The sequence below is a fragment of the Sphingobacterium spiritivorum genome (genome assembly GCF_016725325.1).
Lineage (GTDB): Bacteria > Bacteroidota > Bacteroidia > Sphingobacteriales > Sphingobacteriaceae > Sphingobacterium.
In genome coordinates, this window is record NZ_CP068083.1 from 602,607 (window position 1) to 626,037 (window position 23,431).

Sequence of the window (23,431 nt, forward strand, 5' to 3'; positions counted from 1 at the left end):
TGTTTGCAGTATTCATTTCACTTACCTAACAGACAGTTTTTAAAACGTATTTTTCTTTTCAATTTCAGGTAACGCTTCATCAATCCTTTTTGCAAGTTCAGGAAGTTTAATCGTTGGAACCGCAGGAAACAGATGATGTTCTAAATGATAAAACATACTGAATGTCAGCTTATTTTTCCACCAGCTTCTCTGGGTTCTTGCATATTCCGGGCTTTCGTGTGTATCATGGTGTACAGTCCAAACAGCAAAAAATGCCATTAAAAATTCTCCGATTAGCATCACGATAATATGATAAATCAAGAAATCTATCTTGAAATAGAAAACAATGCAAACAAAAACAGCTATAGAAATAAGTTCCAAAACCATATTTCTTCGGTAACTATTGTTTCCTAATTGCCAGGTTACTTTATGAATCAAAAACATATGAACCGGTCCGTATAAAATGGCTCCATACCAGGTCATATTTGCAGACTTGCCTTCATAATCGTCTTCCGACAAGCAATATTTATGATGTCTTATATGATTAAATTTCACTGCATGAATAGAAACCAACATTAAAATACTGTTAATATACAGAGATAACCAGGTCAGAAATTTGTTTGTACCGAGTGAGTTGTGAAATCCATTATGAACTTGCCTTAATCCTGTTAAAAAGAAAAAGGCTGAAAAAGGGAGAGCTAAAATGTAACTACCAGAATAAGCGAGGGCAATTGAGATGACAAACCATGGAATTGTCAAATTGTTTTCGATTATCATTTCTCTCCATGTTAACATTTTCAAGTCTTTCCATTCGACTTTTTTTAATAGTTCCTGATGTGTCATAATAAAATGATTTTTCGTTAACAGAATAGACAACTATAGTTATTTAGACGAAACTAATATATTTATTTTCCTCAACAGTATTTCTATATATGAATTTAATTTTCTTCAATATTTCATTATATGTAATGAAATAACTACACCCACTAAGCCTTTGGCTTCTTATAGCACAAGCATGAACATAGCACTAATTGTGCTTTATACCATTGTGTCACAAGCGGACGCTTGCGACAGACAAGATTTACCTTCTCATCCGGCCGTAAATAGAAAAGCCCTGACTTTTGTCAGGGCTTTTAAGCTGAGATATGTTTACTTTATTTATTTCGTAACCTTAACGACGACATCATCAATAAAAATACGGTTTACAGTTGATGGCCAGTTACCGGAACGCTGGTCAAAAGCTCCTCCTAAAAGCCAAAATTGGGTTTCAGAAGTCGCTCCTGTAATCACAAAGGAATAGGTCGCTTCCGGAGCTTGCCATGAAGCCCGGCAGGATTCCAGATTAGAATTTGTAGCAGCTAAATTATTGATTTTAAACTCACTTACACTCACTTTTCCCGGCCCTTTGACACCTACGGTAAGAAGATTATGATCACCGCTGGCATAGCGGACAGCTTTAAAGGTAACCAAAAGGTTTTTGGTACGTTGTACATTAGCAAGTTTCGGAGAAATAAGATCCCCTCCGTAATTAGTCCTGCCCAATTTTATAAAACCCGGACGTGCATAAATAGAAGCATAACTTCCTCCTCCTTCGGTCGTATTGATAGTACTTGTCCAGCCTTTAGCTACTTCAGCTGAAGTCCAGGAGCCAATCCTTGTTTCACCGGTGGTTACACTAAAAATTTCACTTCCATACGTTAACCAGGAGAAGTTCTCATTCAAAACAACGTCACCCTCGACCTGCAGCTTCACTCCTTTTTGATAAATCGTCAGCGGAGCAGTTTGCTGTACCTCATCCAGAAACAAGAGCAGATTTGCGGTACGCTCAATATCCGTATTCTTATTAACCTTGATCGTGACAGGCGTATCACCGGACCCCTCTGATGGAGAGATGCTCACCCAGTCTGTGTCTTCTCCGGGAGCTATTCTCCATTTCCCTGTAGCACGAAGAATATAATTACCTGTAAGACCAGCTTCAGGGACATCTAATTTTTCCGAAATGCCGTCAATTTTCAGATACGGATCCTTTTGCTGTTCTCCGTTTGTAGCTGCAGCCTGCTCAATCTTCAGTACGTTACTTTGCAACTGTCCGTTGACGGTAAAAAATAAAGTCATCGCACGCGCTTGCTGATCTGTGTTTTTGGTCACTGTAACGGTGAACGTTCCTTCGCCGTTACCTTCTGCTGGATCGATCTTAAACCAGTGCTCTTTACGCAAAGGCTGAACTTTCCAACTTCCGGCAGACTGTACAGTAAAGGTTTGGAACGAACCGTCTGCAACAGATTCCATCTTCGAAGGATTATCCTTAAGGGTTAAGGAATCGTTTATTTCATTTTCATCCTTACAGGACGAAAAAAATATAGTTAAGGTAAGACAAAAGGCAAATATTGCTTTTGGCAGAGCCTGTAATGTATAATAATAGGTCGTTTTCATGGATTTCATAATTTATTTTACCTGCATCTCTACACGTTCTTTCATTATTGTCGTGACATTACCTATGGTATATTGGTAAGACAACAGGAACACATTGGTTCGCATACCAAAAGCCTCCTCTACTTTGAATTTATTAGGATAAGCCGGATCGTTATCCAATTGTACAATCTTGATGTCTTTGTAAGGCTTTATCGTTATATTATTGAAATCATCCATCTCCAGTATAAGGCAATTTTTCTCAATATTAGGGACCTTGGACACGAAGGTTTCACTTCCGGCGACCATGCGCACACTATTAGTGGTCAGCGGAAACAATTGCTTATTTGCTGCTGTAGCCAGACCGTTTGCAAAGCCGACCATCGAATACATCGAATTTTTTGCCTGCGATGCAAACTCATTCTCAATAATAACCTGATACAACATGGTACTTTTAGTAGGTTTAATTTCAACACCGGAAGCATTGGTTGCTTTTAGTCCTATAAAGTAGGTAGAATCCGGCGATAATCCATCCGGACGTAGTTTTATCATGGTGCGTCCGGTCAGCTCCCCAGCTTTGATCACGATTTTATTATCCATGATCTCATATTTTTCCTTAGGCAGTAATTTAGCATACAGATCCTCTGCATTGTCATACACTGCAAAATTATATTTTGTTAAGGGTGCCGTATCTTCTTCCAGTCCGATGATCAGGTCTTTGGTAGGTGCATGAGTCCCTCCCGAAGAAGCCGCTACATATCCAATCACCTCCTCACCGGTCAGCTGAACAACTTCTTTAAAAGTATTGTGATAATCAGAACTGATCAGCGCCACCTCATTTTTATACATTTCCTTTTCGAATATTTCATTGTCTTTACAGGAAGTAAATACGGTAGAAATTGCGAGTATTGCTATCAAACTTTGTTTCATAAATTTCATATTATGGTCTTCCGTCGTCCATAAGGCTCCCGGAAGACCTTACATTTTCTTCTGTTGCTTAATCCTAATTATATCCCGGATTCTGATCCACCGAAGGCAATCTTCGCATCTCTGCACGTGGTATAGGTACCCAGATCAATTTTTTATCCACCTGACGAGTCAGGAACGAGGAAGTTCCCGGAGAAACCCTTCTGTAGAAAGACTCGCGGGTTGCACCGTCCGGATTCATTCCGCGGATAGGTTCCCGTTCTGTCTCTTCATACATACCCCAGCGGCGCACATCGTAAAAACGTCTGTTTTCCCATAAAAATTCGACCATACGCTCACGCTCAATCTGTTTTTGTACCTCCGCTTTACTGGAAAGCTGAGCAGATGATAATCCCGGTAAACCGGCACGGTAGCGTACAGTATTAAATGAGGTTTTGATTTCATTCTCATCCCGGCTAATCGTATAGCTTTGAGTCCCCATCTGTACGGTATGACTTCCGGTAAGATTATTTATTGCCTCTGCATATGACAGTAACATTTCCGCATACCGGATAATCGGATATGCCTTCGGCATCATCCGGGCACCTGTACCGGTAAGAGCATCAAAAGCATGGTTCCATTTTTTTATCACATATCCTGTAAGCGGATAGTTAGGTGAAGATGCCGATACCCCGCCACGACCATCTGACTCCTGATAGAAGTATTTGGCCGTATGGTTATTCAGTGTCGTGCTGGATAAAGCCTGCCAGACAGCGCCGTTGAATCCTACCGAAGCATAAAAACGCATCTCCCGGTTAGCATACATCTTAAATATTCCTGCATTCAGAGGATAACCGGAAAAGTTACGAGACTGACTTGTAAAAAGATCCGCAAATGTCCCTCCTGCCGGAAGATCAGCAACCGCTTCAAAATACGTATCACCACGAGCCTCTTCTCTGGTACGTCCGTCATCCATCAGGTAGGCATCCACCACTTTTTGAGTTACGGAGAAACGTCCCCAGCCACCTAATGTCGGAGGAAATGCACCCTGGTTTAAATTGGTATTGAGATAAGCTGTATTTCTTCCCCAGATATATTCCGGGTTGATAGAGGCAACAGCTTCTCCGGTAAATACATCAGAATAAGATCTGAATGCATCGATTCCCTGAGCTCCGTTCGGATAGGCGCCATAGAAATTAGGATCAGAAGTAACACCAGCAGGAAGCACAGGAGTTCTTTCGTCAGCCGGCACCGCATACAATTTGTACCTTCCCATATCCATCACTCGTTTAGCTGCAGCAGCGGCCACAGCCCAGCGTTTTTCATCGTATTGCTGAGATACATAATGTACCCCGTCAGTCTTACGCACCCAACTACCATAATAGGAGTTAGCTGCTGCTCCACCGTTAAACAACGGACTGGCATGGATCAACCGCAGACGCGCGATCAAAGCAAATGCAGCACCTTTGGTTGGTTTACCAAAATCCAGTAAGCTGACATCCAGAGGCAACTGTACCGCAGCCTTTTCAAATTCGCCGCAGATGTATTCCATAGCCTCATCATATGTCGCTCTCGGACGGTCGTAATATTCAATCGTCTCATTGGTACTCACGATATCATCTCCCAACAAAATCGGAGGACCAAAATCTATGATCAGATTGTAATATGCATAAGCACGTATAAAACGGGTATATCCTTCAATCCGGTTACGATCGGTATATGTCATATCTCTTGGCACATCGAGATTCTTCAATATCGTATTTGCCTTACGGATAATTTTATAATATTTTCCCCACTGATTAAGGCCGCCGTAAAAATCAGGAGTGATATTTCCGGTAACAAAATCCATCCCATAGTAAATATTGGTAGTTCCCGTACCGGTAAGTCCGTTTATTGCTTCATCAGTTGCCATCGGGCCGGGGGTATAATTACTGCGGATGGTATTGGACTCATCCGGAAACATAGCTGCTGCACCCCACATGTAAGCTTCTATATAACGCGTGTTTGTAAATGCCGAATCGATATTAAATTCGTCATCAAAATAATTGTCGATATTAAGATAATCTTTACAGGAAGTTGCCATAAACAACAGCTGTACAGCCAGTGCGACTTTCGTTATTCTTTTTATGATTACTGACGTTTTCATGTCTTTCATTTCTATATGTGCTACTAAAAATTAATATAGGCCTGTACCGAGTAAGTCGATGGTATAGGATATTTACGTCCGCCCCAGGCAGCCTGTTCCGGATCAAATATTTTGACATTATCCCAGATATACAGGTTGTTTCCGACAAACTGAAGATCCATAGATTTCACACCTACACGTTTAAGGAAGTTCGGACTCACATTATAACTCAGTGTGACCTCCTGTAAGCGGATATACCGTGCATCACCCTGCCAGAATGTAGATAGCTGGCTGTTGTTGCTGTTATTGCCGTATTGCATACGCGGGAAACGGGCGTTTGGATTTTCCGCCAGTGATAAATCTATACCGTGTTCCAAAGCGTAATCTCTGGGAATCCATCTGTTGGCAGGATCATTGACCAGAGAGATCAGGTTTCCTTCGGTTCCACCAAAGAAAGGCATATAACCCATACCTGTGTTTTCAATCACTCCTTTATAGTTCATCGGTTGACCGACATAGAAGAAAGAAGTTTTACCTGTTCCCTTGAAAAGTACGCCCAGAGAAAGATTTTTATAACGGAACTCTCCCCCAAAGCCATACATCGTCAACGGGTAATTACTGTGGGTCAATGGCACTTTATCTAAAGAGTTAATCACACCGTCCCCATTTACATCCTTATACTTGATATCTCCGGGCAAAACCGCTCCAAAACTCTGGGTAGGACTATATTTGATATCATCCTCATCCTTGAACAAACCCAAAGACTGATATCCGCGGATAGAGTTGTACGGATAACCGTTATACTCCAGATAAGAGTATTCCAGATAAGCCTGTTCCCAGTTTTGCACCACGTTTTTAGAATATGTAAAATTACCGCGAAGGGTCAGCGTCATATCGTTATTGATCTTAGTGGTATAGGTGATGTTTCCATCCGCTCCGGAGCTTTTCATACGGCCGACATTTGCATAAGGATTGGAAATGACCCCTACATAATCCGGCACCTGTACACGTGGCTGGAAAATACCATTACGCTGATCCTGGAAAAAATCAATCACAAAATCGATCTTGTTATTGAAAAGCTTTCCTTCTATACCGACGTTAGATTTGATAGCACGCTCCCAGGCCAGGTTATCAGCACCGATACGGGTTTCCGTAATGGTTTCAATACCTCCGACTCCCCAGACATTGCTTTCGTAGATATCAGCCTTTGTCAGATACGGAAAACGTACGGCATTAGTAATACGGTCATTACCCACTGTACCGTAAGAAGCTCTGATTTTAAAGTAATCTAGCCATGGCGCAGCTTCCTGTACAAATTTGTATCCTGTAGGCACCCATCCCAATGCAATGGATGGAAAGAAACCGTACTGGCGACCCGGCTGAAAGTTTTCTGAACCGGTATAACCAAAGTTAACATCTAACAAATAGGTATCTCTGAAACCATAAGTAAACCTGCTTGACACCCCCTGATAACGCACCGGGATTGCCGTAAGATTATTCGTAGCATCATCTGTATCTTTGGCATCGCTCAGGTAATAATAAAGCAATGCTGAGGTACGATGATCCTCCCCGAATTTCCGGTCGTAATTTAAAGTAGACTCAAAATGGTATTTACGGTACTGTCTCAATCCTTTCAGGTAAGCAGCAGGTCTTTCCTGTACTTTTTGAGCCATTATTAATGAACCATCCAGATTACGTCCTGTCGCTTCATACAGTGCAGGCTGTGTCCATCTGCGCTCTGCAAAATAACTGTGAATATCATAAGCTCCCTGTGCACGTACTTTCAATCCTTCCAGCAGGCTTTTTAAATCCTGATCAAGTGCAAGTGTTACCTTTCCTTTGTAAATCTGCTGATTGTAACTTCCTGTACGATTGATCATCACATATGGAGAAGAGCGCTCACCGCTACCTATCCCCGGTAATAACCCGTTGGAATATTGAATCGGAATAGAAACAGGTGTAAGTGTGGACTGCGTTTTCCAGATAAAATCTGTATCTGCTATACCCGGCTCTTTCTTATCGGATAAAAATCCATCTGAACCTAAAAATACTTTAGTCGTCTTTGTCAGGTTAAGGTCTAGATTAAGACGGTAATTGTATGTATTGTAACCGACATTGGAACTATAAATAGAATTTTTGTCCACTTTATAAGCTGCCGTTTCTGTATTTCCACCCAGACTCAGAAAATACCGTGCAACTTCAGATCCTCCTCGGCCGGAAGCATAATAGCTCTGACGCCAGAAATTTTTATTCAGGATTTCATCCTGCCAGCTGATGTCCGGATACATATCGGGATCCAGATTATTCTTTATAATACCTAATTCCGTATCGTTAAATAGTGGTTCACTACCACGTACTGCAGAAGCCTCATTTGCCAGCTGGGCGTAATCGTATGCACGAAGATATTCGGGCAGACGGCTAAGGCGTGACATCGTCGAATTGACACGTCCTGTTATCTGAATACGGTCTACAGTACCCCGCTTTGTCGTTACTAAAACGACTCCGTTGGCTCCCCTTACCCCGTATACCGCAGTGGCAGATGCATCTTTCAGAATCGAGAAGCTCTCCACATCTGCCGGGTCAATGGTATTTAAATCCCCTTCAAGACCGTCTATCAGGACAAGTGCTTTCGCATTTGCCCCGAAAGTACCGATACCCCGTACCCAGAAGTCTGCGATATTCGCACCGGGTTCACCGGAGGTCTGCATTGAAATAACACCCGCAGCACGTCCGCCTAATAAGTTGGCGATAGAGGGTGCCGGACTCTGCAATTGTTTCACATCTACAGTAGTAATGGCTCCAACGGAACTGATTTTCCGCTGCTGAGCGCCCAGACCAACGACCACGACTTCATCTATATTGGTACTCTTTTCCGGTAAGGTAATAGTTAGATTGGCTGTAGACTCTACCACCAGATGTTCTACCGTTTCATACCCTACACTGGTAAATACAAGCCTGTCCCCGTAAATAGCTTTAATATTAAATTTACCTTTTGCGTCTGTCGAAGTCGTCCCGGTTGGTTTATCCTTGACATAAATCGATACGCTGGATACGGGCTGTCCCTTGTCATCAACGACATTCCCCGCAATCGTTAGCTGTTCTTGTTCTTGTGTTTGTTGTGCATACGTAACCGAAAAACACAGGTATAGCGGTAGCATACACAAAAAGTGAATGATCTTCATGATATTGTAATAGGTTAATTATTCGATAACTAGTTTACGGATGCGTGCATTGTTCCAATCGGCGATATAAATATCTCCCTGATCATTCACTGCTACTCCCCAGGGTTGATTAAACTGAGATTCGACAGGGCCGCCATCTTTATAGCCGGCTTTTGTAGGTTGCCCGGCTACTGTAGAAACTATACCATCGGCAGATAACATCCGGATACAATGATTACCATAGTCAGCAATAAACATATTTCCGGCTTTATCAAATTTGATGTCTTTCGGAAAGTTGAATATCGCGTCTGATACCGGACCATCCCTGAATCCCGAACCACCTGGTGCATTTACACGTTTAAAGCCTCCTGTACCGTTCGGATCCCGGAGATCCAAAACCGAAATGCCCTGAGCAAACGTATTCGGACTGGCGTTGGAATGCAGTGTGATATAAAGTTCCCAGGGTTTAGCCGGATTGATCGCCTGTCCGTACTGAGAACCGTAAGGCCCCTGATGTACAATAGTCGCCGCATAAGTAACCGGATTTATTTTCGCAACTTTCCCGTCACGAAAACGGGTATACAGATGTCCGTCATACGGACAGAAGGTCACGAAGTTAGCATAGCGGTCAGCCTGCACTATAGATCCGTAATCAGCAGCAGAGAATTGTGCATTACGCTGACGCAGTATCCAGGCTTCCCGGGGATCAAAGGAGAAGAATACCTCGGCTACAGATTCATGCGAAACGGTCATAATACCTGTCGCACGATCTACAGTCACTCCATTGGCATACGGATTAGGCGAAGAGGCGGCAGAATATAAAGGTGTCACAATATTCTCCTTCTCATTGATACGTGCAATACCAAATGAACCTCCGTCACGCCAGGTCATAAATAAGTTGCCCTGCGCATCCATATCCAGGTACTTGCCATATACGTGAGCCTGGTCAAGCGGTCCGGCTAAAAAGTTCTTGTCACCTGTCCCGGTGACTGTACTGACCTGCGCCTGAATATGATAAGTAAAGGAGTTGTTGTACACAACTGAATCTTTACCGATAACAACAGAGATTTTAGGATCATCTCCCGGCAACCTCGGTACAATGGCATAAATACGATCTCCACTGGAAGAAATAACGGAAGCCTGTGCATTGTTAAAATACACTTTGATCTTACCCGGATCCGACCCGAAGTTTTCACCATCCAACAGAATTTTGTCCTTTGCCCCACCTTCCAGAGGATAAAAACTTGTCAGGACGACAGGTTTATTCGGGTCATGAGCTTTTTGCTCAAGCTCACTTTTACTTTCACAGCTGCTCAAAAACAGGGCAACTACAAAAGAATAAGCGGTTAATAGGTAGCAGTTCATTACATAAATAGTTTAGGTTGAGTATATGTTCTTTTTCAGGGGCAATATTAGGGATGTACTGTTTTCTTAAGGTTAACAGCATATTATTATAATATAAGGATTTAACCTTTTTTAACAGGATAATTCACTAACTCTTAACATAAGACGCAGAGCGATATCCGGATCAATAGCAATGGGGAGTGCTAATTTTAAGCAAAGATTTTAGGAAGGTATCTGCACCCAAGTGTCCTTATCTAAATAAAGACAGCGGATGACTACACAAGATTTTGAGATGAAACGGAAGAGTTGAGGAAGGAAGAGAAAGGCTATACACAACAGTTTATACTGAAGAGCCGTAAGTTTCGGGGAACTAAAATTTAATAAAGTCAGGCAATGCAGAATAGCAGCATTTAGGAATAATTGCTTAGGTAATAGCGAAGGAATAGAAAAAGAATCACAACTTGTCTCAACGCTTCGGAATCACTTTGCCTGACACCAAAAGACAAAGTGCTCACCAAAGGCAGACTTTATTCCATTAAACGTATCCTGCTTTTTTTAATGCATTTGAAAAATCCAACCGAAACTTTGAAGCATCAAAACCATCTAATTTTTTCTGCTTATCCGCTAAAATCTGAGTTGACTGATACAGCAATTCAAATACATAGGAACATATCTCTTCCTCTGACACTAGCGACTTTAGCTTTTCGAAATCGGGCCGGACACTGTAATGCCCCACATTGTAAGAATAAAACTCGGTATATGAGGTGGGATTCCCAACTCTTTTCTGAAAGCGGAATGGATAAGACTTGTGACTTTCTACAAGCTCTAAATCTATCCAAAGCTGCTCCAGATTACCCCCGTAATCCTTGTGCAAGGCTTTTTCAATAGATTCAAAATGTTTCGTTACAGCATCCGAAACATGATAAGTACTATCATCGACAATATTTGCATGAAATGCCACCTTCAAAAGATTTCCATCTGGCTTTGGACGACTTTCCGGAAAATCTCTTATCATTCCAATCTTAAAGGTGCCGTAGGAATTGAAAAATATCATTTTTGTAAATGAAAGATCCATTAGCCCTATTTCTTTCTTGTGCAGAACCTTCCCGATTTCGTCGGCAACAGCGGACTTATGCACTAATGAACTGTTACCGGAGGAAATACAGAGATAGATTTCATCATCCGTAAAAATGTCATTTATCGTTTGACCCACAAATTCAGTCTTAAAATCTTCGTTAACCCCGCAATAATGCCATTTTACCTCTCCCTCACTTTGAGCTAAATCCGCATTTTCATTAAACCAGTTGCTGAGGTGAAATTTACTATGGAAAAATCTGAATAATTGTTTTGAGTCCATTGGATTAAGTGTTATCTGATTACTTCAGCCAGGGTTATTTTACATCTCTCACAACAGTCCGCAGCCTGTCAGGACCATTCCAACACCGGAACTTCAGAATCAGTCCATCCGATGCAGACGGTGAGGCTCGCACTTTTATATCGTTTAGTTCATAATTGTAATGATTGCCTCTTTATTTTTTGTAGCCTCTGCAAAAACATTTTGTAATGTCAAAAATCCATCAGCCAGATAATCAAAAGCATCATCCCCTTCGTCCCAAATGATCGGATAAATTTCTAATTCGTTCATTTTTTCAGGGTTGAATCTTTGTTTTAAATCAGCAATTGTAATTGCCGAAATTTCACCATTTAATTCAGCAACCTGCTCTGCTGTCAAATAATGAGCGGGACCATAACCTAAATCCTGCTCTTCGTCAATAATTTGCCCGCTGAATAGAATTCTTACCAGATTGTGTTTTGCAGTAGCCAGACTTTGTCCGGTTAGTAAAAATATAATTCCATCCCAGGACTTGTCAATATCAACCAGATTTTCCGTGTCTTCTTCATCATTATAAATGCTGTCTTCTAATAATGAACTATCTTTTAAATACGCTTCAAGTTCAGACGTTGTCACTCGAAGCAAATTTGCTATCATACCCATAAGTCAATTATCTTTGTTTAAAAATCTAAAATTTCTTTTTTATCACTACGATTTTATGTTTATTTTTTTTGATAGCTTATCATTTCAAATTCATAATTTTTGAAAATCCAACTATTTGCTAAATCTATTGCAACTTGTTCACTTATTCTTACTGCTGGATTTATTTCTTCTATGTCATCAATATTATGAGCTTTAAATCTTAAAGGTTTTGTTATGCTTTTTATATAGGAAACTACTTGCAGGTATAAGGGATATGATTTTGGTGAATGTAATTGTATGTCTTCGTATACAAAATACTTACCCTTTTCATCTTCTTTGTCTACACTTACGCCTTTTTGTAATGTAATTTGTACAGCCCAACCCTGAATTCGTACAGCTTCTCTGTAGTGTGTCCAGTGCACCATATTTGCAGGATTGATTATAAAACCTATTGCGTCTTTAACATTCAAACTACATACAAAACTATTTACAGTAATATGAGAAATACTACCTTGTTTCAAATAGTTTTTAGGCTGTTTGTCTGATGTTAATGAGTTGTAAAATTTTGTATATTCTTCTTGTATATCTTCGCCTCTTTGATGGTTAAATTCAATTTCTAATTCTCTACAATATTTTACAAAATCTCTAAATTCATTCGGACATAATATAAAACTTAACTTCCAAAAACCGTTTTTAATTGTTCCCATATTTTTCTTCGTCAGATTTGTTTTGTATTACCCATAACGTTTCGGGGCTTGGTGATAGTGCGTGATTTCAGAAAACTAAACTGTCAACCAACACGAATTTACAATAGAAGCAGGAAGTTTCAATTAACGAAGTCAGCTCTATTGCACCAGACGTGTATTACCGCCAGTTATTTTTTTTCGCATCTGTTCTCAATTACGTTTAATAGTCTGTCTTGAAAGTCCGTTAGTATTATGCCGCCCCAAAATTTTCCATAAAAATTGATTGTTGAAGTCAACTGATAACTTGAAGAAAGAGTCAATTTTACTCGCCCATTTTTTAATTCGGTCAGTTCGTAGGTTGCGTCAACAAAGTTGAAATAGTTACCATTTAGTACATGTTGGTCAAATACTTTTTGTCGAACCGTTAAAGGATCAATTTTTATGTCGAAGGAAACTTTCTTATTCTCTTCAAATTTCGTGATTGTTTCAATGAACATTAAGCCACCTTCAAAATTCCCTATTCTTTGTCCGCCAAGTCTTTTTTTGTCTACAGTTGCACTTATTGGTCGGGGAATTCCGATTGAATTGAAAAATCCTGAATTATATTCTTTCCGATCAATTGTCTGAACTTCTACAATATTATTCCAAATTTTTTCAGGTGTTGCATCAATAATAACTTCACTTTTTACATTGTAAATTTTAGTAGGACTTTTTATGTATTCTTCAATTGGTGCAAATAGAAAGGGTAGTAAAACCAAGGTCAATAGTTTTCCTTTACTTTTTTGTCTGTTAATTTGAAATATCCTATAAATCAATGCTCCAATTGTTCCTAAAATAAAAAAAGGTGCTGCCAGAACCAACAAGCAAATGAAGTCTTCAATACCAAATAAGAACATTGTCAAAAAGAAAGTCGAAACTGTCAGCCAAGGAATAAAAATAATGTTCTTGTACGATTTGAGTTTGTCATTGTCAGCAAACATTAAAGGAATAATTCCCAAAATTGTCGGAATGATAAACAGATAAGTCACCGAAGCTAAAGTTGCTTTTTGTCCGAACACCAACCTTGTCACGAGTCCATATGCGATACCGAGAGTAATCCCTGTAATTAGTAGTCCATATCTTTGTTTCAGTCGTGTCATTTTACAATTAGTGGTAAATGGCCGCATAGTGGCGAATTAGAATATAAAAACTTTCAATTTTGCACTAACCTAAGCAACGGCCTTTTACTATTTTCTAAATTTATGAAAAAAGGAGAAACTTTCAATTTCTCCCTTAAACCGCCATTTTATGAAATCCTCATAATTAGCAGTAGCGTTTCAGAGTCTGTTTTGCAGTTCTTCAATTTCCAGCGTTAGCCATTCATTATACCAGGCGTCAAATTTTTGTCTGTTCCCGTTTTTATCTAAAACGGGAGCAACTCCTCCCCAATTATCGCGAAAATCAATCCAGATCTCACCTTTACAATTTCCGGATATTACAATGAAATAGTATTCTCCGCAACCAATTCCACAAATGGGTAAAACTCCATTTACTTCAATTTTTTCATAGTATTCATTTCGGGGATTCTCTCCGTTTATGGCTATAAATTTTTCAAATTCCTCGTTAGTTGGCTCCCTTAGTTGAAAAAGATCATTTTTAAACTCGCTGGTATACTTTTCAAACCAGTTGGTGAATTTCTTATACAAATATTCCCAGTTTTCTACGTTATATTCCTCTTCAAATTGAAATGTATTTTCCAGGTCTGTTATGGTGTCATCAAAAATAAAACAATGTTCTTTGTCAAATGTCACTTTTAAAATTCCGAGATCCGGCCCAATTCCGGCATCATCCCAAGTGCTTCCGGTTCCATTTCCAATTTCAGTAAGAAAAAGTTTATATTCAACCGGTAGCTGCACATTATTGTTGTGCTCGAAGTCACTAATTATATCTTCGTCAAGAGGCGGGTTTAGAGACTTAAAAATTGCATTCTTTTGTTCAGCAGATAATTGATTTTTATCAACAAACTTTTCAATTAGTTCATGATAACGTCTTAAGTTAGATTTAATTTCTTCAATCAATATTTTACTATGATTTTTCTGCATATTGCGTAAAACAGGGCGTGTATTGGTGATAGTGACGGATTAGAAAGTGAAAACTTTCAATCTTGAACTAACCTAAAAAAACAACCTTTTATTATTTTTTAAATTTATAAAAAAAGAGAAACCTTCAATTTCTACATTATCCCTCCATTTCGCCAATACGATGTTATGTAAAGGCTTTTTTAGCACTATCTTCTTGATATTATGTTACTTTTATGAGCATAATATAAGTATGAAAATGGAGATTTTCTACTTTCAGCCATTCTTTGTTTCTATTTTCAACATTTTTTTTAACGAAGGTAATATACAAAACATTTCGCCAACCTTTCTTTATAGATGTATTTCACCCTACTGCCCCCAATATTATACAACGAACTACATTTTAACAGCTTACAATAAATACCATAAGCTAAAATGAAACAATCGCTACAAATAAATTATTATCCGTATATGGATAACGAAACACACTGAAAACATTTGAAAAAAGTTGATATTATGAATGATTTTTCATACACTTAGTTACGACAAGTGAAAGATAATTCTAGCTGAATTAAACAACTCTATGGTATAAGCTTTACTGAATTGTACATTTTAATTAAACTGATGTGTTTTTCAGCATAACATAATTTAATAAAAACATCACAACAATATTTAATAAATTTGTCACGTCTACATTTAATAAAAATAACACAACAGTGTTTAATAAATTTATAAGGATATGGCAACACCACGCGAACGATTTGTAGAAGCTCTAAAATTCTTACAGGATTTACAGGACAAAGGTATTACAGGTATTCATACTGATGATATGCCAAATCGGAAATATCGTGAGATACTTTCGAAAAATGGCTTTATAAGAGAAGTAGCAAAAGGATGGTATATATCCACTAGTCCGGAAGAAAAGGATGGGGAAACGACTGCCTGGTATAGCTCTTATTGGGATTTTATTACTGTATTTCTGGAAAGAAGGTATGGTAATAATTGGTGTCTCTCCGCCGATCAGTCGCTATTATTACATGCAGGAAATCAGTCGGTACCACAGCAATTGCTTGTCCGTTCGCCTAAAGGAAACAATAACCCTACATCATTCCCGCATAACACTTCATTGTTCAATATACGTGGAGAACTACCATCGACAGATCAGCTCATTGTAACTCCAAATGGTATCCGGATATACACCCTACAATCAGCATTGATCTACAGTTCTCCCATTACATATACCCGTTACGCCATTGATGCTCGTACAGCACTGTCACTTATCCGGGATGCTTCTGAGGTTTTACCTATACTGCTAGAGAAGGGGCATACTACTTTGGCCGGACGACTTGCTGGAGCTTTCCGGAATATTGACAGAGAAAAGATAGCTGATCAAATCATGGATACCTTTAAGCAGGCGGACTATGATATCCGCGAAGAAGATCCTTTTGAGAGCAAACTGGACCTCAAGTTACCTGTCCGCGAGCGCTCGCCTTATGCCAATCGTATACGTCTGATGTGGATACAAATGCGTGAAATTGTGATCAAACACTTTCCTCCTTTACCTGGCATTCCTGCCGACCACGATACGTTTATAAAAAACATAGATGACATCTATATGACAGATGCCTACCATTCATTATCGATTGAGCGTTACCTCGTAACGCCCGAACTTATTGCCAAGGTCAGTTCAGGAGAATGGAGTGTTAAGGAAAATGAAGAAGACCGCAAACAACGTGATGCGATGGCTGCCAGAGGTTATTATCAGGCTTTTCTATCGGTAAAAGAGAGTATAAAAGCTATATTACTAGGAAAAAATGCCGGCAGACAGGTAGATATGGATCATTCAAAATGGTACAGAGAATTGTTTGACCCAAGTGTAACTGCCGGACTCCTCACAGCCTCTGATCTGGCTGGATATCGTAACCATCAGGTATATATAGGAAATTCCAAACATGTACCGCTTAACGTAGATGCGATGAGAGATGCAATGCCCATATTATTTGAATTGCTGGAAGAAGAACCCGAAGCTTCAGTAAGAGCCCTTTTAGGGCATTTCATATTTGTATTCATTCATCCTTACATGGACGGCAATGGACGTATAGGACGGTTCATGATGAATGTTATGCTGGCTTCTGGCGGTTATCCATGGACAGTGATACCCGTCGAACGGAGAGATGAATATATGCAAGCACTTGAAAAAGCAAGTGTAGAGCAGGATATTACTCCATTTGCCGTTTTAGTTGGCTACTTGGTGAATGAGGCAATGAAAGGAAAAGCTGTAGCTAAGTTACCAGTATAGTTTTTTATGTTAGCCAAAGCTTCTGTGTTAAACAGAAGCTTTGGCTAACAGGAAAAAGGATTGACGATATTGTCCTTCCTTTTTGCATGTCTAACTTTGTATTAAATGTTTTAGATCCGAATCCTTATTAATCTGTTCCAGTTTTCTTAAAAAGGTCACCGTCGAACAAACAATTGAGACATTGGAACATTAAAGTATCCTTGTGAACTATGGAGAAGCAGTTCTCAGACACAATATCCTCCAACAATTCGGTATGATCCTTTTTTTGTTTTCAAATCTGTCTAAAGCAAGCTTGACAAATTCTGAAAACAAAAAAAGCTCTCCGTTAAACAGAGAGCTTCGATTTTATTGTCGGGGTGGCAGGATTGGCTCAGCCCCTCTCGCCCCAAACACAATCCCTGAGCCTCCTGCGGATCGAACCAACGGTTCTCATCCCGCCGAAAACAAAAAAAAGCCCTGACTTTCGTCAGAGCTTTTCAGTCGGGGTGGCAGGATTCGAACCTACGACCTCCACATCCCAAATGTGGCGCGATACCGGGCTACGCTACACCCCGAAAAGGTATCACCTTTATTTTCTGTGGCACAAATATACGGCGAAAAACCATTTTGTCAAATATTTTTTGACTTCTCGGCCAAATATATCTGTAACCCACTCATAACGAACTTTATTAAATATTATTTACATCTTATATAATACCCGCAAAATTGTGTACTTTTGTATCCGAAATACAAGAACTCAACTTTTTGAAAAAAGTATTTTTGAAATTGAAAAAAAAGCTGTAATATTGCATTCCGATTTTTACAGGACAAAATCGTTATTAATTACTCGAAATCATGGATTTAGTAAAATTTGTAGAAGAACAAGCGGTTACGAAAAACGAAATTCCCGCTTTCAAAGCAGGAGATACCATCAGCGTTCATTATAAAATTCGCGAAGGAAACAAAGAGCGTGTGCAAGTGTACCAAGGTGTGGTGATCCAATTAAACAGCGAAGGTACTAATGCAACTTTCACCGTACGTAAAATCTCTAACGGTATTGGTGTTGAGCGTATTTTCCCTGTAAATTCCCCTAACATTGACCAAATTGTAGTAAATAGCTACGGTAAAGTTCGTCGTGCGAAATTATTTTATTTACGCGATCGTACTGGTAAAGCTGCTCGTATCAAAACAAGACGAGTATAATTATTTACTCAACGAACATAAAAAAGGCTTTGAAGATACTTCAAAGCCTTTTTTATGTTTACTTTACTGTACCCGGATTAATATTCGGATACAAATGGCTTGGTCTGCATAATATCGTCGATCTGCGTTAACACCTCCGGTGTCAGTAACGGCAATACCTCCAGTGCTTTCAGATTTTCCAGCAACTGACTCTCCTTGGTCGCACCTAAGATAGCCGTAGTGACATTTGGATTGCGGACACACCAGGCAATCGCCAATGTAGGCAACGACACACCCAACTGCACCGCCAGTTTACCCAACTCCTCTACCCTGTTCAGTTTATCCTGTGCCAGTGCTCTGTCTTTAAGCCAGCCATAGCCTTCCAGTGCCAGACGCGAATCTTCCGGTATACCGTTATTATACTTTCCGGTTAGCAAACCCGAAGCCAGCGGACTCCAGATCGTAGTTCCCATACCCAGATTCTTAAAGATAGTCAGGTAATCCGCCTCCATCTTCTGGCGGTTAAACAAGTTATACTCCGGTTGTTCGACGGCAGGAGCTTCCAGTCCCAGTCTACCTGCTGCAGCATGTGCTTCTACAATCTCCGCAGCAGACCACTCACTCGTACCCCAATACAGAATCTTACCCTGCTGAATCAGCGTATTCATAGTACGCACCACCTCTTCAATCGGCACATTCTTATCCGGACGATGGCAATAATACAAATCCAGATACTCCACCTGCAGGCGTGTCAGCGCCTCATGGCAGGCCTCCGTAAGATGCTTACGGCTCAATCCATGCTGATTAGGTTTTTTATCCGCACCCTTCCAGCCAAAAAAAGCCTTGCTGGATACGACATAAGATGAACGGTCCCAATCCTTCTGCTTCAGGATACGTCCCATCATCTCCTCCGACAAGCCGTTGGAATAAACCTCTGCATTATCAAAAAAATTGATCCCCGCATCATAAGCCACAGACATAAGGCGATCATTCTGCTGATCATCCGTCTGACGGGCAAAAGTCACCCAGGATCCGAAGGAAAGCACACTCAGTTGGAGCCCCGTCTTTCCCATTCTTCTATATTCCATAAAAACTATCTAATTTATATACGTACTAAAGTTATACTTTCAGACTGATATTTGGGAAAAAGAGTTCTAAAATTTAGTTGCAACATTTCTTTTACAGAATGGCCAGAATTTCGTTGCTAAAACAATTTACTTTAACTTCAACATTTATTATTAGCCCTATACATGAAAAACATTCTGCTATCGACTATTTGTACACTGTTATTGGTTTCCCCCTGTTCCGGTCAACAAAATACAGCCCAGTTCGAGGCCTTGCAAAGCATACCTCAGACCTATGCTGTAGTAAAAACGGAAAAGCCGGTAGAAATTGACGGAAAAGCCAGCGAACAAGACTGGCAGAATACAGCCTGGACAAATCTTTTTGTCGATATACAGGGAAAACAGCTTCCGGATCCGACCTATAAGACACAGGTCAAGATGCTCTGGGATGACGAATACCTGTATGTATATGCACAGATGGAAGAGCCGCACATATGGGGTAATCTCGAGAAGCATGACGAGATTATATACCACAACAATGACTTTGAGATCTTTATCAAACCTAATATCCACCAAAGTGAATATTATGAAATAGAGGTCAATGTACTCAATACCATCTTTGACCTGTTGCTATCGAAGCCCTACCGTTTTGGCGGAAATGCACTCGTACACTGGGATGTTAAAGGATTGCGTTCGGCTGTCCACAACGAAGGAACAGTCAATAATCCGGATAATACAGACAAGTACTGGGCCGTAGAAATGGCTATTCCGTTTGAATCCTTACGGGCTTACGGGCCGGGCAATGCCCCTAAGCCAAAAGATTACTGGCAGATCAATTTTTCACGTGTGCAGTGGCAACATGAAATCCAGAACGGAAAATACAGCAGAAAATTAAAAAACAATAAACGCATAGAAGAAGACAACTGGGTATGGTCTCCGATAGGAGTCATCAATATGCACTATCCGGAACGCTGGGGCTATATCCAGTTTGTAACCGAGCAACAGGATACCGTACCGGAACTGCCTCCTTATTATGCGATATCCAAACTGAGCTGGAATATCCATTATTTACAAAAACTGTATTTTGACAAGAATAAGGTCTATACGTCCAAACTAAGTCATCTGCCCTCCTATACGACACATATTCAGCCGTATCTGAAAACCTATGACGTTGAACTGTTGACGAATTCGCAAAAAAACTATTATAGCCTGCTCCTGCGCAGCAAGTCCAATCCCAGACAGACTGCTACAGTAGACAGCAAGGGAAATTTTGATACTAATCCATAAACCTCATGAGTAACAGAAGAAATTTTTTAAAACTGGCTGCCGGAAGTGTTGCAGCGCTAAGTCTCAAACCTGCGGATGTGATAGCCGGAATATCGTCACAGCATTCTTTCAATTTTGATTATTGGTTCTGGGTAAGACCCAATGAAAAAGATACCTCTGCCACATTAAAAGAAAGATATAAGTCATGGAAAGATGCAGGAGTAGTCGGACTGCTTTTCGAGAATTATTCAGAAAAACATTTTGCCATAGCGAAAGAGCAGGGACTGCAGACCCATCGCTGGATGTGGACCATGAACAGAGGAGAGAAAGAATTACTGCAGGCTCATCCCGAATGGTACGCAGTTTCCAGATCGGGGAAATCATGCGCTACAGACCCTGCTTATGTCAATTACTACCGCTTCCTCTGCCCCTCCCATCCGGATGTTCCCAAATACCTGGAGGACAAGGCCAGGGAGCAACTGGAGAAAAAAGATGTAGACGGTCTGCACCTGGACTATATCCGCTATCCGGATGTGGTACTGCCGGTCAACCTTTGGCAGAACTATAAACTGGATCAAAGCAGCGAACTGCCGGACTATGACTTCTGTTACAGCAAATTCAGCAAAGATGCTTTCAAAAAAGAAACAGGAATCGACATCGATAAACTGGAATATCCGGCACAAAGCCTTTCCTGGCGCAGCTTTCGTTACCGCCAGATCAATAATGTCGTAAACCGTATCGCTGAAGTCGCTAAAGAATACCATAAACCCCTGACTGCAGCCGTATTCCCTACCCCGGACTTGGCCAAACGCATCGTGCGTCAGGACTGGACCAACTGGAATCTGTCTGCTGTCTTTCCGATGATCTATCACGGATTTTACAGGGAGCCGGTATCTTGGATCGGCGAAGCTGTATCAGAAGGTGTCCATACACTGCATAAAAAGTTTCCGCTGTATGCAGGTCTCTATTTACCGGATTTCAAAGATGTACACGAACTGGAAACCGCTATTCAGCTGGCGAAAGAAAACGGTGCCGCAGGAGTGTCCTTATTCGGTGAATCCGAAATTAATGCCGACGTACTCAAAGCCATTAAAAAAATAAAATTCGGGTAATATATACCCATTAAAAACCTGTAGGCTAATCTCATCGGCAGAAGGAGATATATCCTACAGGTTTAATAGCCATTTTTTATTTTCCGGAGATTGCAGAAACATTTTACTTTTTCAGACAGGAAAAAACACGACATCCAGAAAAAATTTCTATCTTTGTATCCCGTACATAAAGCTGATGAATGGGGACCAATCCCCCCATATTTTTTAGTTCGAAATCCAAAATTGCTATGACTAAATATATTTTTGTTACGGGCGGCGTTACTTCGTCGTTAGGGAAAGGCATTATTGCAGCTTCTCTTGCCAAGCTTCTCCAGGCACGTGGCTATAAGGTTACCATCCAGAAATTTGACCCTTACATTAACATCGATCCGGGAACATTGAATCCGTACGAACATGGGGAATGTTATGTTACCGAAGACGGTGCAGAAACAGATCTTGACCTCGGACACTACGAGCGTTTTCTGAATGTAGCAACTTCTCAGGCTAACAACGTCACGACTGGTAGAATATATCAGCATGTCATTCAAAAAGAACGTGAAGGCGCCTATCTGGGTAAAACCGTACAGGTAATCCCGCATATCACCGATGAGATCAAACGCCGTATGCAACTGTTGGGTGAAACCGGTGAATACGATATCGTGATCACAGAGCTGGGCGGAACTGTAGGTGATATCGAATCGCTTCCGTTTATTGAAGCTGTACGTCAGTTAAGATGGGAATTGGGCAATAACGATTCTCTCGTCATCCACCTGACACTGGTACCTTACCTTGCTGCAGCAGGTGAGCTTAAAACAAAACCAACACAACACTCGGTAAAAACATTATTGGAATATGGGGTACAACCTGATATTCTGGTATGCCGTACAGAACATACTCTTTCACAGGATATCCGTAAGAAACTGGCCTTGTTCTGTAATGTAAATATCAATGCCGTAGTCGAATCGATCGACGCATCTACAATCTATGATGTACCGTTATTGATGCTGAAAGAACAGCTGGATAAAACTGTATTGACCAAATTGAAACTTTCTACCAAAAATGATCCGGATCTGACGAACTGGAAAACATTCCTTGGTAAACTGAAAAATCCTACAAACGAAGTGAATATTGCGCTGGTAGGTAAATATATTGAATTGCCGGACGCATATAAATCCATTTCGGAAGCCTTTATCCATGCCGGTGCAAGCAATGAATGCAAAGTAAAAGTACACTATATCGCTGCTGAAAGTGTCGCTCCTGAAAATGTGAAGGACAAACTAAAAGCTATGGATGGCGTATTAGTTGCTCCGGGATTCGGAGAACGCGGACTGGAAGGTAAGCTGACAACGATTCAGTATGTGAGAGAAAATAACATTCCTTTCTTCGGAATCTGTCTGGGTATGCAATGCTCAGTAATTGAATTCGGACGCAATGTATTGGGTCTGAAAGGTGCAAACAGCTTTGAAATGGACGAAAGCACGCCTTATCCGGTGATCAACCTGATGGAAGAACAGAAAAACATCAAAAATATGGGTGGAACCATGAGATTAGGTGCATATGACTGTGAAATCAAAAAAGGAACAAAAGCATTCGGTATCTACGGGAAAGCAAAAATATCAGAAAGACACCGTCACCGTTACGAATTCAATAATGCGTATCTGGAGCAATATGAAAAAGCCGGAATGATCGCGTCAGGCTTTAATCCGAAGACAGGTCTTGTAGAAATAGTCGAGCTGAAAAACCATCCATTTTTCGTAGCCGGACAATTTCATCCAGAATTAAAGTCAACTGTTGCAAATCCTCACCCACTTTTTGTTAGCTTTGTAGCCGCTTCTTTGGCAGGCAAAAAAGCGAAAGCAACAAAATAAGCAGTTGCGGATAATATTGAATAGAAATTAATAATTAAAG

At 40.5% G+C, this 23,431-nt stretch carries 17 protein-coding genes and 1 tRNA gene; 5 read left to right on the forward strand and 13 right to left on the reverse strand.

What is annotated here, in order from left to right:
- Window positions 1-39: 39 nt before the first annotated feature.
- From I6J02_RS02275 to I6J02_RS02325, 11 genes are all read right to left on the reverse strand, one after another.
- A complete protein-coding gene (locus I6J02_RS02275) occupies window positions 40-822 on the reverse strand; it encodes a fatty acid desaturase family protein (RefSeq protein ID WP_201680227.1) in 783 nt (260 codons plus the stop codon).
- A 315-nt stretch (window positions 823-1,137) separates the two neighbouring features.
- Window positions 1,138-2,421 carry a BACON domain-containing protein gene (locus tag I6J02_RS02280; RefSeq protein WP_201680228.1) on the reverse strand — a complete coding sequence of 428 codons (1,284 nt, stop codon included), beginning with the start codon at window positions 2,419-2,421 and terminating at the stop codon, window positions 1,138-1,140.
- 3 nt (window positions 2,422-2,424) lie between these two features.
- Window positions 2,425-3,318, reverse strand: a complete 894-nt coding sequence (locus I6J02_RS02285) for a BT_3044 domain-containing protein (RefSeq protein ID WP_201680229.1) — start codon at window positions 3,316-3,318, stop codon at window positions 2,425-2,427.
- Window positions 3,319-3,391: 73 nt separating this feature from the next.
- Complete coding sequence (locus I6J02_RS02290) at window positions 3,392-5,440, reverse strand: RagB/SusD family nutrient uptake outer membrane protein (RefSeq protein WP_201680230.1); 2,049 nt, start codon at window positions 5,438-5,440, stop codon at window positions 3,392-3,394.
- Window positions 5,441-5,463: 23 nt separating this feature from the next.
- Window positions 5,464-8,577, reverse strand: a complete 3,114-nt coding sequence (locus I6J02_RS02295; protein ID WP_236582260.1) for a SusC/RagA family TonB-linked outer membrane protein — start codon at window positions 8,575-8,577, stop codon at window positions 5,464-5,466.
- Window positions 8,578-8,619: 42 nt separating this feature from the next.
- The gene (locus tag I6J02_RS02300; RefSeq protein ID WP_201680232.1) at window positions 8,620-9,945 is read right to left on the reverse strand and encodes an IPT/TIG domain-containing protein; all 1,326 of its coding nucleotides are present in this window, start codon (window positions 9,943-9,945) and stop codon (window positions 8,620-8,622) included.
- A gap of 514 nt (window positions 9,946-10,459) precedes the next feature.
- The gene (locus tag I6J02_RS02305; protein WP_201680233.1) at window positions 10,460-11,281 is read right to left on the reverse strand and encodes a hypothetical protein; all 822 of its coding nucleotides are present in this window, start codon (window positions 11,279-11,281) and stop codon (window positions 10,460-10,462) included.
- A gap of 144 nt (window positions 11,282-11,425) precedes the next feature.
- Window positions 11,426-11,920 carry a YfbM family protein gene (locus I6J02_RS02310; protein WP_236582261.1) on the reverse strand — a complete coding sequence of 165 codons (495 nt, stop codon included), beginning with the start codon at window positions 11,918-11,920 and terminating at the stop codon, window positions 11,426-11,428.
- A gap of 59 nt (window positions 11,921-11,979) precedes the next feature.
- The gene (locus tag I6J02_RS02315; protein WP_201680234.1) at window positions 11,980-12,606 is read right to left on the reverse strand and encodes a hypothetical protein; all 627 of its coding nucleotides are present in this window, start codon (window positions 12,604-12,606) and stop codon (window positions 11,980-11,982) included.
- A 167-nt stretch (window positions 12,607-12,773) separates the two neighbouring features.
- Window positions 12,774-13,724, reverse strand: coding sequence for a hypothetical protein (locus I6J02_RS02320; protein WP_201680235.1), 951 nt, complete (start codon window positions 13,722-13,724; stop codon window positions 12,774-12,776).
- A gap of 177 nt (window positions 13,725-13,901) precedes the next feature.
- Window positions 13,902-14,642 (reverse strand): SMI1/KNR4 family protein, encoded by a 741-nt coding sequence (locus I6J02_RS02325; protein ID WP_201680236.1) that lies wholly within the window; start codon window positions 14,640-14,642, stop codon window positions 13,902-13,904.
- 739 nt (window positions 14,643-15,381) lie between these two features.
- Here I6J02_RS02325 and I6J02_RS02330 point away from each other — a divergent pair.
- Entirely contained in the window at window positions 15,382-16,941 is a 1,560-nt protein-coding gene (locus I6J02_RS02330) for a Fic family protein (RefSeq protein WP_201680237.1), read from the forward strand.
- 480 nt (window positions 16,942-17,421) lie between these two features.
- Here the strand turns inward: I6J02_RS02330 and I6J02_RS02335 are convergent.
- Window positions 17,422-17,495: transfer RNA gene (locus I6J02_RS02335), tRNA-Pro, on the reverse strand.
- A 280-nt stretch (window positions 17,496-17,775) separates the two neighbouring features.
- Here I6J02_RS02335 and rplS point away from each other — a divergent pair.
- Window positions 17,776-18,123, forward strand: a complete 348-nt coding sequence (rplS, locus tag I6J02_RS02340) for a 50S ribosomal protein L19 (RefSeq protein ID WP_002993135.1) — start codon at window positions 17,776-17,778, stop codon at window positions 18,121-18,123.
- A 77-nt stretch (window positions 18,124-18,200) separates the two neighbouring features.
- Here the strand turns inward: rplS and I6J02_RS02345 are convergent, their stop codons facing one another.
- Window positions 18,201-19,190, reverse strand: a complete 990-nt coding sequence (locus I6J02_RS02345) for a potassium channel beta subunit family protein (protein WP_201680238.1) — start codon at window positions 19,188-19,190, stop codon at window positions 18,201-18,203.
- Window positions 19,191-19,352: 162 nt separating this feature from the next.
- On the opposite strand from I6J02_RS02345, the gene I6J02_RS02350 reads away from it, so the two are divergent.
- The 3 genes from I6J02_RS02350 to I6J02_RS02360 all read left to right on the forward strand — a co-directional run bounded on the left by I6J02_RS02350 (window position 19,353) and on the right by I6J02_RS02360 (window position 23,391).
- The gene (locus tag I6J02_RS02350) at window positions 19,353-20,453 is read left to right on the forward strand and encodes a carbohydrate-binding family 9-like protein (RefSeq protein ID WP_236582262.1); all 1,101 of its coding nucleotides are present in this window, start codon (window positions 19,353-19,355) and stop codon (window positions 20,451-20,453) included.
- A gap of 5 nt (window positions 20,454-20,458) precedes the next feature.
- Window positions 20,459-21,544: a family 10 glycosylhydrolase gene (locus I6J02_RS02355; protein WP_201680239.1), complete on the forward strand. Its 1,086-nt coding sequence runs from the start codon at window positions 20,459-20,461 to the stop codon at window positions 21,542-21,544.
- A gap of 227 nt (window positions 21,545-21,771) precedes the next feature.
- Window positions 21,772-23,391, forward strand: a complete 1,620-nt coding sequence (locus I6J02_RS02360; RefSeq protein ID WP_201680240.1) for a CTP synthase — start codon at window positions 21,772-21,774, stop codon at window positions 23,389-23,391.
- Window positions 23,392-23,431 lie beyond the last annotated feature (40 nt).

Coding starts and splice junctions, on each gene's coding strand:
- I6J02_RS02275 (WP_201680227.1), bottom strand. CDS start 822: ATGACACATCAGGAACTATTAAAAAAAGTCGAATGGAAAGACTTGAAA.
- I6J02_RS02280 (WP_201680228.1), bottom strand. CDS start 2,421: ATGAAATCCATGAAAACGACCTATTATTATACATTACAGGCTCTGCCA.
- I6J02_RS02285 (WP_201680229.1), bottom strand. CDS start 3,318: ATGAAACAAAGTTTGATAGCAATACTCGCAATTTCTACCGTATTTACT.
- I6J02_RS02290 (WP_201680230.1), bottom strand. CDS start 5,440: ATGAAAACGTCAGTAATCATAAAAAGAATAACGAAAGTCGCACTGGCT.
- I6J02_RS02295 (WP_236582260.1), bottom strand. CDS start 8,577: ATGCTACCGCTATACCTGTGTTTTTCGGTTACGTATGCACAACAAACA.
- I6J02_RS02300 (WP_201680232.1), bottom strand. CDS start 9,945: ATGAACTGCTACCTATTAACCGCTTATTCTTTTGTAGTTGCCCTGTTT.
- I6J02_RS02305 (WP_201680233.1), bottom strand. CDS start 11,281: ATGGACTCAAAACAATTATTCAGATTTTTCCATAGTAAATTTCACCTC.
- I6J02_RS02310 (WP_236582261.1), bottom strand. CDS start 11,920: ATGGGTATGATAGCAAATTTGCTTCGAGTGACAACGTCTGAACTTGAA.
- I6J02_RS02315 (WP_201680234.1), bottom strand. CDS start 12,606: ATGGGAACAATTAAAAACGGTTTTTGGAAGTTAAGTTTTATATTATGT.
- I6J02_RS02320 (WP_201680235.1), bottom strand. CDS start 13,724: ATGACACGACTGAAACAAAGATATGGACTACTAATTACAGGGATTACT.
- I6J02_RS02330 (WP_201680237.1), top strand. CDS start 15,382: ATGGCAACACCACGCGAACGATTTGTAGAAGCTCTAAAATTCTTACAG.
- rplS (WP_002993135.1), top strand. CDS start 17,776: ATGGATTTAGTAAAATTTGTAGAAGAACAAGCGGTTACGAAAAACGAA.
- I6J02_RS02345 (WP_201680238.1), bottom strand. CDS start 19,190: ATGGAATATAGAAGAATGGGAAAGACGGGGCTCCAACTGAGTGTGCTT.
- I6J02_RS02350 (WP_236582262.1), top strand. CDS start 19,353: ATGAAAAACATTCTGCTATCGACTATTTGTACACTGTTATTGGTTTCC.
- I6J02_RS02355 (WP_201680239.1), top strand. CDS start 20,459: ATGAGTAACAGAAGAAATTTTTTAAAACTGGCTGCCGGAAGTGTTGCA.
- I6J02_RS02360 (WP_201680240.1), top strand. CDS start 21,772: ATGACTAAATATATTTTTGTTACGGGCGGCGTTACTTCGTCGTTAGGG.